Below are 14674 nucleotides of genomic sequence, written 5' to 3'. Positions count from 1 at the left end.
CACGGCGCGGCGACACCGGCCCCGGCCGATCGGCGCGCCGCCACCAGGCCCGGCCGCACGGCCTGGCGGCACCAGGTTCGGCCGATCGGCGTGGCGACACCAGGCCCGGTCGTGCGGTGTGGCGACAGCGAGTCGGGCGGCGTGGGTGGTCAGGTGCGGGCACGGCGGGCGGCCCACGTGACCAGGGCGGCGCAGATGGCGGTCAGGGCCAGCGTCGCGGTGGTGACGGCGTTCTCGAAGGCGTGGGCGGAGGCCGTACCGCTGGTGATGTCGGAAAGGGAACCGGTGAGGGCGGCAGCCACGATGGTGCCGGTGACGGCCATGCCGATGCTGCCGGCGACCTCCTGGCTGGTGTCGCTGAGGGCGGCGCCGGTGGAGGTCTGGTCTTCGGGCAGCCCGCGCATGACGGTGACCCCGGCGATGGTGGCGACGACGCGCATGCCGGCGGCGGTGAGCGCGAGCGCGACCGCGATCCAGACGTAGTCGTAGCGGCCGAGCAGGGCGTACACGAGCAGGCCGGTGATGACGGCGGCGGCGCCGATGCGGGCGGCGCGCTGGGTGCCGAGCTTCGTGACGATCTTCTCGACGAACGGGCCGATCGCGAGCATCACGATGACCTGCGGGAGGTTGCCGAGGGCTGCCTGGGCGGGTGTCCAGCCCCAGACGAGCTGGAGTTGCAGGGAGACGCTGAAGGCGATGACGGCCATGCCGAGGCCCATGGCCGCTTCGTAGGCGAGGCTGGCGGAGACGGCGGGCCGCTTGATCAGGGCGAAGTCGAACAGCGGGTGGGCGGTGCGGCGTTCGTGGATCACGAAGACGATCGCGGCGGTCAGCGCGCCGAGGCCGGCCAGCCACGGGGTGGCGTGGCTCCAGCCCTCTTCGACGGCGAGGGTGGCGGTCCACAGGGCCAGCACGATGGTGACGGTGCCGAGCAGGGCGCCGGGCAGGTCGAGGGGTGAGGTGTTGCGCTGGGCCGGGTCGTCGGCGGGGATGCCGCCGCGGATGCAGAGGATGGCGAGCACGGCGATCGGCACGTTCATGACGAGCAGGGTCTGCCAGGGCAGCACCTGGAGGACGAGGCCGCCGACGGTGGGACCGATCGCGAGGCCGACGAGCCCGACCGTGGTGATCAGGGAGGTGGCCCGCATCAGCAGGTTCTCGGCGTCGAAGAGGCGGAAGCAGAGGGCCATGGTGCCGGGGGCGGTCATCGCGGCGGTGATGCCGATGAGCGCGCGGACGGCGATCAGCTGGCCGGGGGTGTGCACGATCAGGACGGCGAGGTTGGCCAGGGCGAACAGGACGAGGCCGATGAGCATCATCCGGCGGGTGCCGAACCGGTCTGCGATGGCGCCGAAGGCCATCATCAGGCCGCCGAACAGCAGCGAGTAGCCGGAGGTGATCCATTGCAGGTCGGTGGCGGAGGCGTGCAGTTCGCGGGCGATGGTCGGCAGGGCGACGTTGAGGACGGAGTTGTCGAGCATCTCGACGAGGAAGACGACGGACAGGCCGAGGATGGCGGGCCAGACGGCGCGCAGGGAGCCTGCTCCGGCCGGCTTGTCCAGGGTGATTGCGCTCATATGCGGACCTTTCTTCGATATCGCTGGAACGTCGTTCCAGAAGCAAGCTTGGAACGTTGTTCCAGACATGTCAAGATGGGCACATGGCAACCAGGACCGGTCAGGACGGCCTCTCACGGGACCGCATCGTCGAAGCGGCGATCGCGATGCTCGACGACGGCGGCGAGAACGCGCTGACCTTCCGCGCGCTCTCCACCAGGCTCAAGACCGGCGCGGGGGCGATCTACTGGCACGTGGCGAACAAGGAGGAACTGCTCGCCGCCGCCACCCAGGCCGTCCTCGCCGACGTGCTGCGAGGTGACGAAGGCGACACCACACCCCGCGATGCGGTACGCGCCATCGCGCTGGGCATGTTCGACGCGATCGACCACCACCCGTGGATCGGCGGGCAGCTGGGCGGGCTGGCGTCACGGTCGGCGTCGATGCGGATCATCGAGCGGATCGGGCAGCAGGTGCAGGCGCTCGGCATGCCGCAGGAACATCAGTTCTTCGCGACGTCCACGCTGTTCAGCTTCATCCTCGGCGTCGCCGGGCAGAACGCGGCGAACGCGCGGGCCCGGGTGGGTGGCCGGGGCCGGGCCGAGCTGCTCGGCGCCGAGGCCGCCATCTGGGCGAGCCTCGATCCGGCCGAGTTCCCGTTCCTGCGCTCGGCGGCCGGCCAGATGGGCGATCACGACGACCGCGAGCAGTTCCTGGTCGGCATCGACCTGATCCTGAGCGGAATCGGATCGGCACGGTGACGCCGTGGTCCCGATGGGGGCTGGCGAACCGGCGGGCGCTCACCGAGCGGGTCAACGGCACCTGGGCCGCCGACCGCGACGGGGTCCCGGTGATCGTCAAGTTCTTCACCGAGCGCGACTGGCGCTACCCGCTACGGGTGGCCGCCGCACTGCGAGCGCTGGGCTGGCCCACCCCTGATCCGATCGAGGAGCCGCTGGTCGTACCGGATGGGGCATGGATGTTGTTCGAACGACTCCCTGGAACGCCGAAGGACCGGGGGCCCGCCGAGCAGCGGGCGCGGGGGCGGCTGCTCGCCGAGTTCCATGCGGCGGCCGCCGAGACCGGCATCAGCGATCAGCGTGGCGGCTTCGCGTCGCCGGCCCAGGTGGTCGGCGATCCGGAGCTGGAGCACTGGCTACGCGTGCACGAAAGGTCGAAACCCGAGGAGGGCAGGATTCTGCGGCGCTGCCGGGACGCCGCGGTGATCTGGTTCGCCGATCACCCCGAGCCGGACGTGCCGCGCAGTGTCATCCACGGCGACTTCGCCCCCTGGAACCTGCTGTACGAGAACGGCCGGCTGACCGGCCTGATCGACTTCGAGGCCGCCCATCACACGTTCCAGGTGGCCGACTTCGTGCTGTCCTGGCGCGGGTACCAGGACGAGGTGTTACGCGGCTACCAGGAGGTGCGACCACTGTCGGAGCTGGAACTGGAGATGATCCGGCCGGTCTACCGGGCGTGGATGTTCTTCGGCCTCAAGGAGCAGCTGGCCGCGGGCACGCCGCCCGACCTGAGCTGGCAGATCACCCACATCGGGCGGCTATGACCAGAGGTCTCGCTGGGTGAGCAGGGACTCGGCGAAGACGAGCGGGGACATCAGGCGGCCGCGTTCGCGCTCGGCGTCGGTGATCGGCACGACGTTGAGGATGCGGACGGCGCCCTCGCCGGTGCGGACGTAGTCGAGGGCCTCCGGGGACAGCGGGCCGGACAGGAACACCGAGCGGCGGCCCGGGAAGGCCGGGAACTCCTCGCTGAGCCCGATCATGTGCCCCCAGTTGAGCTGGTCGCCGGTGAGGAACGGGTGCACGGCGAGGTTCGCCAGCCGTACCGCGACCGCATGCTCTTCGGAACGCTGCAACCGGCCGCGCCGGGCCAGGCGCAGCTCGGCCCGGCCTCCCCCGCCCGGTCCCGGGGCCGAAGGCATCGGCTGGGCGGCCATGCCGATGGTGGCGAAGGTGGTCAGGTCGAGCGACCGGTAGACGAACACGTCGAGCCGGGGCAGCGGACCGTAGGGGTCCTCGAAGAGGAAGCCCTCGTCCTCCTCACCGTCGCGCTCACGGTAGGTGAGGAACACGTCGCGGAGAATCGCGGGTGCAGGCATGTCGGTCTCCGCTCCAAGCTCAGGAACAAGTTACAGGTGGGCGGGCCGCCCATGATCATCCCTTCGCTCCGGCGGGGCGATACTACGCGGCCGGTCCGGCGTACGATCGCCGCGTGCTGGCATACGTCATCGGGGTCACGCTGTTCGTCGCCGGGTTGTGTCTGTCCCTCGCGCTGCACGAGGCAGGGCACCTGCTGTCGGCCCGCGCGTTCGGGCTGCGGGTGCGGCGGTACTTCGTGGGCCGTGGCCCGACGGTGTTCTCCTTCCGGGTGAGACACCGGACCGGCGACACGGAGTACGGCCTGAAGGCCCTGCCGATCGGCGGATTCTGTGACATCGCGGGCATGACCACGCTCGACGACCTCACCCCCGAGGAGCGGCCGCGCGCGATGTGGCGCCAGCCGGCGTGGAAGCGGACCGTGGTGATGGCGTCCGGCGCGTTCACCCACGTGCTGCTGGCGATGGCGATCCTGTACGGCATGGCGGTCAGCATGGGCCTGCCGAACCTGAACCCGGTGGCCGAGCCGGTCGTCGCGGCCACCACCTGCCCCGCCACCACGTGCCCGGCCGCCGACGCCGGGATCCGGCCGGGTGATCGGATCACAGCGGTCGGCGCGACGGCCACCCCGCTCTGGTCCGACGTGCTCACCGCCGTGCAGGCGGCGGCCGGGCCGACCGCGGTGACCGTGCGGCGCAGCGGCGAAACGCTGACCCTGACCGTGGACGTGGCGCGGGTGACCCGCGACGGCGCCGAGGTCGGGATGATCGGGGCGACCCCGCAGGCCCCGGCCGCCTACCTGACGTACGGTCCGGTGGACGCGGCCGGCGCCACGCTGGCGTTCACCGGTGACATGTTCGGCCGCACCTTCGATCAGCTGGCAGCCTTCCCGCAGCGTCTGCCCGCGGTGGTCGCCGCGATCGGTGGCGCCGAGCGCAGCGCCGACACCCCGATCAGCATGGTGGGCGCGAGCCGGCTCGGCGGGGAGGCCGCCGAGCGTGGCCTGTGGGAGATCTTCCTGCTGCTGCTGGCGAGCCTGAACCTGTTCATGGCGGTGTTCAACCTGCTGCCGCTGCTGCCGCTGGACGGCGGGCACATCATGGTGATCTGGTTCGAGCGGACCCGGGACGCGCTGCGCCGGCTGCGTGGCCTGCCGGCGGCCGGGCCGATCGACTTCACCAGGCTCTACCCGGTCACGATGGCGCTGGTCCTGGTCGGCGGCGCGGTCATGCTGCTGACCATCACCGCCGACGTGGTGAACCCTATCCGGTTGTCGTAGCCAGGGCCGTCGCCGCCGGATACCTCCGGTTGAGCCAGATCTGCTGGCCGAGGGCGAACAGGTTCTGCGTGGTCCAGTAGAGGATCACGCCGACCGGGAAGATCGGGCCGGAGGCGAGCAGCGACAGCGGGATGCCGTACAGCATGATCCGCTGGACGGTGCGCTGCTGCGGGTTCTCCGACCAGCCGGTCTTCAGGATCGACATCCGGCTGGTCAGGAACGTGGTGGTGACCATCAGCAGGATCAGCACGCCTGCTACGAGTTGCACGGCGCCGCCGGACTGGAAGGTCGAGGCGATCGGCGCGCCGAACAGGTGGGCGCCCGACGCGTCCAGGAACTGCGTCTCCGACCAGCCGTAGAGGGTACGGGTGGCGACGTCGGAGATGGCCGGGTTGAGGTGGCGCAGCACGTGCAGCAGGCCGATGAAGATCGGGATCTGGATCAGCATCGGCAGGAACGCGCCGAACGGGCTGACCTTCTCCTGCTGATACAACTCGGTCAGCTCACGCTGCAGCGACTGCGGGTCGCCCTTGTGCTTGGCCTGCAGCTCCCGGAACCTCGGCTGGAGCCGCTGGAGGGCCTGCTGCGACCGGACCTGGCGCAGGAACAGCGGGAACAGGGCGACCCGGACGGTCAGGACCAGGAAGACGATGCCGAGCACCCAGGCCCAGTCGGTGCTCAGGCCGTGCGGATCGCCGAGCAGGGCGTCCCAGGCGGAGTGCCAGAACAGGAGCACGGCGGAGATCATGGAGTAGATGGCGGACATGGTGGAACCCCCAGGGGCAGCTGTCGACAGGATGATCGGCAGCGGCCACCCGACGCGGGCAGCAGCGAGGTCAGGCGGCCGCGAAGGCCGCTGTCGGTCCTCGGGGGCGGGTGCGCCCGGACGCATCCGGATCACGGTGGCGGGGCACTCCGGCGCGCTCGGAGCGGGTGCGCAGGGCTCCCCCGGCGGCCCGGGCGTCGGCCACGGGAGTGGGGCGGGAGAGCAGGACGCGGGCCAGGACGGCGATCAGGACCACGCCGACCAGGGCGCTCGCGCCACCGGCCAGGTCGGACGTGCCGGTGGCCTCGGCCAGCATGCTGACCAGGCGCCAGAGCGCGTCCCACCATTTCACCGGCACAACCTAACACCCGTTGTCGAGGATCCCGTACCTCGCCATGATCATTGCCCGGCGGTCGCGGTTGACGGCACGCACCCGCCGCCCCACGAAGAATACGTCGGCCAGCGTCCAGACGCCGAGGCCGCCGAGTGTGAACAGCATCGCGACCGACCGCCACGTGTCACCGAGATAGAAGCGATGGCCGCCGATCAAACCGGTCAACCCCCAGAGGATGTACGCCACCCGCGTCTCCTTGCGGACCGAGGCGAACTCGTGCTCGGCCCGGAGCACGCGAAGGCGCTCCCACTCGGGTAGTGGTTCGGCGGCGGTCACCGGCGGATCTTAGCCCGACATAATTTCTGAACTTTCTTAACAGATATCTTGACGCCGGGTCTCGGTATCTAGTCGAATCGATATACCTCTCATCCCTCTCGCACCATGCGTCCCCCGGCGCACGGAAGGTGAAGCATGCCCAGAAAACGGGTGTTATCCATCCTGGCCACGATCGGTGTCGCGGTGGCCGGCGCCGCCGCGGCGATCCTGCCGATGACCGCGTCCAGCGCCGCCGAGGCCTGCGTCGCGGCGTACAACAACTCGGCCGTCTACACCGGCGGGCAGCGGGCCTCCTACAGCGGGCGCAACTGGACCGCCAAGTGGTGGACCCAGGGCGAGACGCCCAGCACCGGCGGCTCCGGTGTGTGGGCCGACAACGGCGCCTGCGGTGGCGGCACCACCAACCCGCCCACCACCTGCAACTACCCGAACTGGGTGGCCGGGCAGTTCTACCCGGCCGGGTCGATCGTGCGCTACACCAACGGGCTGTACTACCGGGCCACCAACGAGAACCCGGGCTACGACCCGGTGATCAGCACCTGGTACTGGTCGCCGTACACCTGCACCGGCGGCGGCACCACGAACCCGCCGACCAACCCGGGCAGCTTCCCGGTGTCCGAGGCGCAGTTCAACCAGATGTTCCCGAACCGGATCGCGTTCTACTCGTACGCCGGCCTGATCGATGCCGTGAAGAAGTACCCGGCGTTCACCACCACCGGCAGCGACACGGTGAAGAAGCAGGAGGCGGCCGCCTTCCTCGCCAACATCAACCACGAGTCGGGCGGTCTGGTCTACGTCGAGGAGATCAACCAGGCGAACTGGCCGCTCTACTGCGACCGCAGCCAGCCCTACGGCTGCCCGGCCGGGCAGAGCGCCTACCACGGCCGCGGCCCGATCCAGCTGAGCTGGAACTTCAACTACAAGGCAGCCGGTGACGCGCTCGGCATCGACCTGCTCAACAACCCGGACCGGGTCAAGAACGAGTCGTCGGTCGCCTACCAGACCGCCGTCTGGTACTGGATGACCCAGCGCGGGCCGGGCACCATGACCCCGCACGACGCGATGGTCAACGGCCGCGGTTTCGGCGAGACGATCCGCAGCATCAACGGCTCCCTCGAATGCAACGGCGGCAACCCGGCGCAGGTGCAGAGCCGCGTCGACGCGTACAACCGCTTCACGTCGATCCTGGGCGTCGCCCCGGGCGGCAACCTGTACTGCTGATTCACCCGTCGTGGGCCGGTCGCTTGCGACCGGCCCACGCATTGACCAAAGCCCTACCATTGAGCGATGGCACGGCGACGGTCGGTAATCTTTCGAGTCGCGGTTCCCCTGCTCGTCATCGTCGACGGCGCGGTAATCGCGCTGTATTTCCTGAACGGCCTCGAGTTCGGCGACCAGATCTCATCGATCCTCGCCATGCAGGTCGGCCTTTTCGCGACGACCTTCGCTGTGTTCGCGCATCTGCGTCATCGCGAGACGACCACAGCCACGGTGTCACGCCCGGCCCAACTGCCGGCGATCCATTCTCGCTTCGACGGCCGGGTGGATGACCTGGGCCGCCTCGGCGAACTGCTGAAACGTCACGGCGCGGTGTTGATCTCAGGGACCGCCGGAGTGGGCAAGACAGCCCTTGTCGTCCACTGGGCGTACCGCCGGCGCCACCGATTCCGAGATGGTCTGTTATTTGTCGACCTGCGCGGCTATGATCCGGATCGGCCGGTCACCACCGCGAAGGCGTTGGGTCTCCTCCTTGAGGGACTCGGCGTGGATCGCACCGCCGTCCCCACAACACTCGATGCCCGAGTCACGAAATACCGCAGTCTGATCGCAAACCGAAAAATCCTCCTGGTGCTGGATAATGCAGCGACGGCCGACCAAGTCCGCCTACTGATTCCCGGCCCCGGCCCGGCCAGGGCCGTGGTGACCAGCCGCAGCCGACTTGGCGGTGATTTGGCTCTCGCCGAGATCCGCCTGGAGCGCATGTCCGACGAGGACTGCCAGTCGCTGCTGGCGACGCTGATCGGCCCGCGCGCACGAGACGACGCCGACGCCTTGATGGTGGTGGCCCGTTACTGCGCCGGGCTTCCGCTGGCCATGCGTCTGGCGGCGTGGCTGCTCTACGACCAGCCCCGGCAGACGCTCGCCGATTTGGCTGGGGAGTTGGCCGATGCCCAGGCCTTGGAGGCGCTGAGCCCCGCCGGTGACCCAAAGGGCGCGATGCGAACAGTCTTCTCATGGTCCTATCAAGGGCTATACAGCGAAAGCGCCCGGCGGGCATTTCGCCTGGCCGGGCTACACCCCGGACCTGACTTCGACGCCCATGCCCTTGCCGCGCTGACCGGCCACGACATAGCCACCGCCGAGAAGCTTCTCGCCGAGCTGGGCCGGGCCAACCTGGTCGAAGCTCGCGGCCGGGGCCGTTACGCACTCCACGATCTACTGCGCCTCTACGCGCTGGACCTGTCGGCCTCCACAGGCGAGGATGACGCCGCCCGACTCCGGCTGTTCGGCTACTACCGGGCCGCCTCGGCTTCGGCGGCCACGACGGCCTACCCAACGCTGCAGCACACCCTTCGCCGGTTCCCGCCCGGCGACGACGTCACGGTACCGGGTCTGCCCGACGCGGCAGCCGCGCAGACCTGGTTCGCTGCCGAGGTGCCAACCCTGGTCCGGCTGGCTCTCACCGCCTCCAAGCAGGGCCACCCAGAACAGACGACCGACCTGTCGGAGATCATGTTCAGACACCTCGATGTGACCGACTTACAGGCTCAGGCAACGCTGGTGCACGGTGCCGCTGTGGAGGCCGCTGTCGACCACCGAGCCCGCGGAATCGCGCTGCACAATCTCGCGGCGGCCAAATTCCGGCACAGCCGCATAGAAGAGGCACGTGACCTGGCCAAGCGTGGGCTCGCCGAACTTCGTGCGGCCGGTGACGAGCGCGGCCAGGCACTCTGTCTGGTACTGCTCGGGCTGATCGCCTTCTGGCATGACGAACGCGCCACCGCCCTGCCTTTCTACGAGGAGGCTGCCCGGCACGCACTCGCCGCCGACGACAAGCTGCTGCACGGACGGCTCCTGCACAACATCGGCAACATCTACTTCTACGCAGGGGACTACCCGAATGCGGTGGACGCCTTCCACCGGGCGCTGGCCCTAGCTCTGCGGCTCGGCGATAGCCGATGCGAGGCTGCTGCCCATTCGGGCCTCGGAATTGTCGCTGCCGCCGAAGGCCGGACAGAAGACTCCGTCGGTCATCACGAACAGACCCTCCTCATCTTGCGTCGGATCGGTGACCGGACCCTCCTGGCGGGGGCATTGGCGGAGAGCGCCGATTCGATGCTCGAGCTCGAGCAGTTCGATCGGGCATTGGCGATGTACGAAGAATTGCTAGCCATCAGCCGGGAGCTTGCGGATACCGGTGATGCCGAGCTAGCCCTTGCCGGACGAGCTAAGACGCTGGCGCTGCAGCGCCGGAAACGCATGCACCACTAGTCCTATGCCCTGGCCTGGAGTCGCTGGTGCGGTAGGGCGGGTTCGCGACCGGATGGCGGCGGTATGGTCGGGGCGAGCTGGTCTGTTCGCATCGACGGGAGATGACGCGTGGCGCTTACCGATGATGCGATCGGGAAGATCAAAAGCATGATCACGTCGGGTGAGCTCGGGCCCGGGGACCGACTGCCGCGGGAGGCCGATCTGGCCGCTCGCCTCGGGCTGTCGCGCAGTTCGCTGCGGGAAGCGGTGCGGGCGCTGTCGATGATCCGGGTGCTCGACGTACGTCAGGGTGACGGCACCTATGTGACCAGCCTCGATCCGGGTGTGCTGCTGGACGCGCTGAGTTTCGTGGTCGACTTCCATCGCGACGACACCGTGCTGCAGTTTCTCGAGGTGCGCCGGATCCTGGAGCCGGCGGCGACGGCGCTGGCCGCGGAGCGGATGTCCGACTCCGACATCGGGAAGTTGCAGGCGCTGCTCGACGAGCTCGGGCCCGACCCGACTCTGGATGCGCTGGTCGCCAACGACCTGGAGTTCCACCGGCAGATCGCGGCTGGCGCCGGTAACGGGGTGCTGTGTTCGCTGATCGAGGGGCTGTCCGCGCCGACCAGCCGGGCCCGGGTGTGGCGGGGGCTGACCCAGGAGGGCGCGGTCGAGCGGACCCGTGAGCAGCATCAGGCCATCCATGACGCGCTGGCCGCCCGCCGGCCGGAGCTGGCGCGGTCCTGGGCCACGATCCACATCGCCGGTGTCGAGGAGTGGCTCCGCCGCGCCCTCTGATCGTCATTCATCGGATGTCTAGCCGCCCAGAACTGCAAAGTTAGTTCACTTTCATCGATTGACCGTGTCAAACATCGGATGTTAAATCCATGTTGCGGCACCCCTCCCTTCCCACCGAAAGGGACTCACCCGATGAAGGTGCGTTCATCCCTGGCCGTCGCCCTGTTCACGTTGGCGGCCACTCTCGCCGTCCCGCCCCCAGCCCAGGCGTCCACCACCGACGCCGCGTTCAACTCCGGCACCGGCGCCCTCAACGTCGACTACGCCTCCTACCTCTCCCGGCACGACGTCGTCTACAACTCGTCGAACACCGACCCGGTCAAGGGACTCACCGTCGGCAACGGCCGGACCGGCGCGATGGCCTGGGACCAGAACGGTCTCACCATGCAGGTGTCCGGCGTGGACCTGGCCCAGCAGTCCACCTACGCCGCCGGGAACGTGAACCTCACCGGGGTCGGCGCCAGCACCCAGTCACGCCTGTCGCTCTACGACGGCACGCTCACCACCAGGTACTCCGGCAACCGCACGGTCACCGTGCTGGGCTCGCCGAACTCCGAGGTGATGGGCCTGCGCGTCGAGGGCTTCGGATCCACCACGGTCGGACTGGACCTGAGCCTCTGGGACCTGAACACCGTGCAGAACATCGCCGACGTGCCCGACCTGAACACCTGGCGGCAGGCCGCCACCTTCGCCGACTCCACGGGCGTGGGCCTGAGCCGCGGCCAGACCGACGCCAACGGATTCGGATACACCCTCGCCGCCACGGTCGAGGGCACCGCCTTCACCTCCCAGGTGGTCAACGGCACCCGGGTCCGGCTGACCATCACCCCGGCCAGCAGTTACACCATCTGGTTCACCGCGGCGAGCCGGGTCAACGCGCCGAACCGCAACTCGGTGCAGGCGGCCCGCGACCAGCTCGCCGCGGTCAAGCAGACCGGGTACGCCACCACGCTCACCAACTACAAGAACTGGTGGCACGACTTCTGGGCGAAGTCGTTCGTGCAGTACAACACCGGCGGGTCGGACGCCGACTACCTGGAGAACGTCTACTACCTGGCCACCTACATGATCGCCGCGGGCGGGTACGGCAACTATCCGGTCCACTTCATCAACGGCGTGTTCCGGGCCACCCAGGACAACTCGAAGTGGAGCAACGGCTACTGGTACTGGAATCAGCGCGACGTCTACAACTCGTTCTACAGTTCCAACCACCCCGAGCTGATGCGTACGTTCAACAACCTCTACGGGCGCAACTACACCGCGCTGCGCGCCTACACCCAGACCCGGTACGGCTCGGACTCGCTGTGGGTGCCCGAGACGATGGGCTGGGACGGCAACGCCCGCGGCACGATCAACAGTGACTACGTCAACGACCTGTACTCGACCGGCTTCGAGGCCGCGTACAACATGTACCTGTACTACCGGTACACCAACGACGCCGCCTACCTGCGGGACGTCGCCTACCCGTTCATCAAGGAGTCGGCCCGGTTCTACCAGAACCGGCTGTCGCGTAACGGCGCCCAGTACTACATGGCCAGCTCGAACGTGCACGAGACGTACTGGGACCAGCGCAACGCGATCACCGACCTGGGCGCGATCCGTAAGCTGTTCCCGCTGGCCATCGAGGTTTCCACGCAGCTCGGGCTGGACTCGGGGCTGCGGGCCGGCTGGCAGGACGTGCTGAACAACCTGGCCCCGTACCAGGTCCAGAACGGCGCCTACCTGCCGCACGACCCGCCGATCTCGCAGACCCGCAACAACGAGAACCCGGTGCTGGAGCTGGTCTGGCCGTACGACCTGAGCGGCATCGGCTACTCCGACACCCAGACGCTGATCAACTCGTTCAACGTGCGGCCGCACCCGTACGGCAACGTCTGGTCCAACGACCACGTGCACGCCGCCCGCCTCGGGCTTGGCCAGCAGGCGCTCGCCGGGATGCGGACCATGCTGCAGAAATACCAGAACCACCCGAACGGCATGACCACCAACACCAACGGCGTCCTGGAGTACCTCGGCATCCACCTGGCCGCGATGAACGAGTCGCTGATGCAGTCGTACAACGACAAGATCCGGGTCTTCCCGGCCGTACCGTCGGATGCGAATTTCGTCGGGAAGTTCACCCTGGCCGCCAAGGACGGTTTCCTGGTCAGCGCCGAGCGGGAAGCGAACGAGACCAAGTATGTCGGTCTGCGCAGCCTGCACGGCAAACCGGCCCGGGTGGTGAACCCGTGGGGCACCCAGGAGATCCGGGTCCGGCGCGCCTCGGACAACACGGTCCTGACCACGACGGCCGCCGGTGAGGTCACCTTCGCCACCGCCGCGAACACCACCTACGTGATCGAGCGGACCGCGAAACCGCTCAGCGCCTACACCGCGACCACGCTGACCGCCTCACCCAACAACGGCGTCAAAGCCCTCAGCGGTACGGCGTCCACGCTGGGCACCGGCGGCGGGCAGCCACCCCAGGCCGGGTACGCGCTGCGGTCGGTGGCCAACAACAACTACGTGACCGCGTCCGGGACGTCGCCACTGATCGCGAGCGCGACCTCGATCGGAGCGAACGAACGATTCGACGTGGTCGACCTGGGCAGCGGCAACGTGGCGCTGCGATCCCGGGCGAACAACCAGTACGTGTGCGCCGAGAACGCGGGCGCGAACCCGCTGGTCGCCAACCGGGCCGCGGTCGGGCCGTGGGAGACGTTCGCCCGGGTCAACAACAGCGACGGCACGATCAGTCTCCGGGCCACGGTCAACAGCAAATACGTGGTCGCCGAGAACGGCGGTGCGGCTGCTCTCGTCGCCAACCGCGACGCGATCGGGCCGTGGGAGAAGTTCTGGCTGGTGACCGGATGAGAGGGCGACGACTGACGGCGCTGCTGCTCGGCGTGGCCCTGGCGGTCACCGCCACCCCGCCGGTGGCGGCCGTCGCGGCACCGGTGACGAAGGTGCTGGTGTTCTCGAAGACGGCCGGGTTCCGGCATTCGGCGATCCCGAACGGCATCGCCGCGATCCGGCAGCTCGGCGCCCAGAACGGGTTCACCGTCACCGCGACCGAGGACGCCGGCCAGTTCACCGCGGCCAACCTGGCGCAGTACCAGGCGGTGATCTGGCTGTCCACGACCGGCGACGTGCTGGACGCAGCGCAGCAGACGGCGTTCCAGTCCTACATCGCCGCCGGCGGCGGTTATGTGGGCGTGCACGCGGCCGCCGACACCGAATACGACTGGGCCTGGTACGGCGGGCTGGTCGGCGCGTATTTCCAGTCGCATCCGGCCACCCAGCAGGCGGCCGTCCGGGTCGAGGACACCGCCAACGTCGCCACCGCCCACCTGCCGCAACGCTGGATCCGCACCGACGAGTGGTACAACTACCGGGCCAGTCCGCGGGCCCGGGTGCGGGTGCTGATGAACCTGGACGAGTCCAGCTACTCCGGCGGGTCGATGGGCGACCACCCGATCACCTGGTGCCACAACTACGGCGGGGGCCGGTCGTTCTACACCGGTCTCGGGCACACCGAGGAGTCGTACGCCGATCCGAACTTCACCCGGGTCCTGCTCGGCGGCATCCAGTTCGCCGGGGGCGCGGTGGCGGCCGACTGCACGCCCCGGACCACCCCGGTGCCCACCGGGACGGCGTTGCGGGCGCGGGCCAACGGCAAGTTCGTCACCGCCGGTGCGACCAGCCTGATCGCGAGCGCCACCACGGCCGGCACCGCCGCGGAACGGTTCGAGATCGTCACGCTGTCGCCGGGCACCGTCGCCCTGCGGTCGCGGGCCACCAACCTGTTCGTCTGCGCCGAGAACAGCGGCAACGCGCCGCTGATCGCCAACCGGGCGTCGGCCGGGCCGTGGGAGACGTTCGTCCTGGTCACCAACAGTGACGGGACGACGAGCCTGCGCGCCCAGGTCAACGGCCGGTACGTGACGGCCGAGAACGCGGGCGCCGCGCCACTGATCGCCAACCGGGCCGCGATCGGCGGCTGGGAGAAGTTCGACCTCGTCACCGGCTGAA

General features: G+C 69.0%; 13 protein-coding genes. 8 read left to right on the top strand and 5 right to left on the bottom strand.

Annotation, left to right across the window (positions count from 1 at the left end):
- Positions 1–149: 149 nt before the first annotated feature.
- Entirely contained in the window at positions 150–1577 is a 1428-nt protein-coding gene (locus AB0E94_RS02465) for an MFS transporter (protein WP_360321296.1), read from the bottom strand.
- An 83-nt stretch (positions 1578–1660) separates the two neighbouring features.
- On the opposite strand from AB0E94_RS02465, the gene AB0E94_RS02460 reads away from it, so the two are divergent.
- Positions 1661–2317, top strand: coding sequence for a TetR/AcrR family transcriptional regulator (locus tag AB0E94_RS02460; protein ID WP_360321293.1), 657 nt, complete (start codon positions 1661–1663; stop codon positions 2315–2317).
- Entirely contained in the window at positions 2314–3123 is an 810-nt protein-coding gene (locus tag AB0E94_RS02455) for a phosphotransferase (protein WP_360321290.1), read from the top strand. The genes AB0E94_RS02460 and AB0E94_RS02455 overlap by 4 nt, the downstream gene beginning before the upstream one ends.
- Here AB0E94_RS02455 and AB0E94_RS02450 read toward each other — a convergent pair.
- The gene (locus AB0E94_RS02450; protein ID WP_360321287.1) at positions 3118–3678 is read right to left on the bottom strand and encodes a suppressor of fused domain protein; all 561 of its coding nucleotides are present in this window, start codon (positions 3676–3678) and stop codon (positions 3118–3120) included. The genes AB0E94_RS02455 and AB0E94_RS02450 overlap by 6 nt on opposite strands.
- A gap of 116 nt (positions 3679–3794) precedes the next feature.
- On the opposite strand from AB0E94_RS02450, the gene AB0E94_RS02445 reads away from it, so the two are divergent.
- Positions 3795–4955, top strand: a complete 1161-nt coding sequence (locus tag AB0E94_RS02445; RefSeq protein WP_360321896.1) for a site-2 protease family protein — start codon at positions 3795–3797, stop codon at positions 4953–4955.
- On the opposite strand, the gene yidC is transcribed toward AB0E94_RS02445, so the two are convergent.
- The 3 genes from yidC to AB0E94_RS02430 all read right to left on the bottom strand — a co-directional run bounded on the left by yidC (position 4939) and on the right by AB0E94_RS02430 (position 6391).
- Positions 4939–5721, bottom strand: coding sequence for a membrane protein insertase YidC (gene yidC / locus AB0E94_RS02440; RefSeq protein ID WP_360321284.1), 783 nt, complete (start codon positions 5719–5721; stop codon positions 4939–4941). The genes AB0E94_RS02445 and yidC overlap by 17 nt on opposite strands.
- Positions 5722–5791: 70 nt before the next feature.
- Positions 5792–6073, bottom strand: coding sequence for a DUF6412 domain-containing protein (locus tag AB0E94_RS02435; RefSeq protein WP_360321281.1), 282 nt, complete (start codon positions 6071–6073; stop codon positions 5792–5794).
- Between the two features lie 9 nt (positions 6074–6082).
- Positions 6083–6391 carry a TM2 domain-containing protein gene (locus tag AB0E94_RS02430; protein ID WP_360321278.1) on the bottom strand — a complete coding sequence of 103 codons (309 nt, stop codon included), beginning with the start codon at positions 6389–6391 and terminating at the stop codon, positions 6083–6085.
- A 135-nt stretch (positions 6392–6526) separates the two neighbouring features.
- Between AB0E94_RS02430 and AB0E94_RS02425 the strand changes: the two genes are divergently transcribed.
- The 5 genes from AB0E94_RS02425 to AB0E94_RS02405 all read left to right on the top strand — a co-directional run bounded on the left by AB0E94_RS02425 (position 6527) and on the right by AB0E94_RS02405 (position 14673).
- Complete coding sequence (locus AB0E94_RS02425) at positions 6527–7612, top strand: glycoside hydrolase family 19 protein (RefSeq protein WP_360321275.1); 1086 nt, start codon at positions 6527–6529, stop codon at positions 7610–7612.
- A 66-nt stretch (positions 7613–7678) separates the two neighbouring features.
- Positions 7679–9883 (top strand): tetratricopeptide repeat protein, encoded by a 2205-nt coding sequence (locus AB0E94_RS02420; RefSeq protein WP_360321272.1) that lies wholly within the window; start codon positions 7679–7681, stop codon positions 9881–9883.
- A 108-nt stretch (positions 9884–9991) separates the two neighbouring features.
- On the top strand, positions 9992–10663 hold the full coding sequence (locus AB0E94_RS02415) for a FadR/GntR family transcriptional regulator (RefSeq protein WP_360321269.1): 672 nt from the start codon (positions 9992–9994) through the stop codon (positions 10661–10663).
- A gap of 132 nt (positions 10664–10795) precedes the next feature.
- Positions 10796–13516: a glycoside hydrolase family 95-like protein gene (locus tag AB0E94_RS02410; RefSeq protein WP_360321266.1), complete on the top strand. Its 2721-nt coding sequence runs from the start codon at positions 10796–10798 to the stop codon at positions 13514–13516.
- Positions 13513–14673, top strand: a complete 1161-nt coding sequence (locus AB0E94_RS02405; RefSeq protein ID WP_360321263.1) for a ThuA domain-containing protein — start codon at positions 13513–13515, stop codon at positions 14671–14673. Before AB0E94_RS02410 ends, AB0E94_RS02405 begins: the two co-directional genes overlap by 4 nt.
- The last annotated feature ends 1 nt before the right edge of the window (position 14674 follow it).

This window comes from Actinoplanes sp. NPDC026670 (assembly GCF_040638175.1).
GTDB lineage: Bacteria > Actinomycetota > Actinomycetes > Mycobacteriales > Micromonosporaceae > Actinoplanes.
The sequence above is the reverse complement of the archived record's forward strand: the minus strand, read 5'-3'. Positions and strand labels throughout refer to the sequence as shown.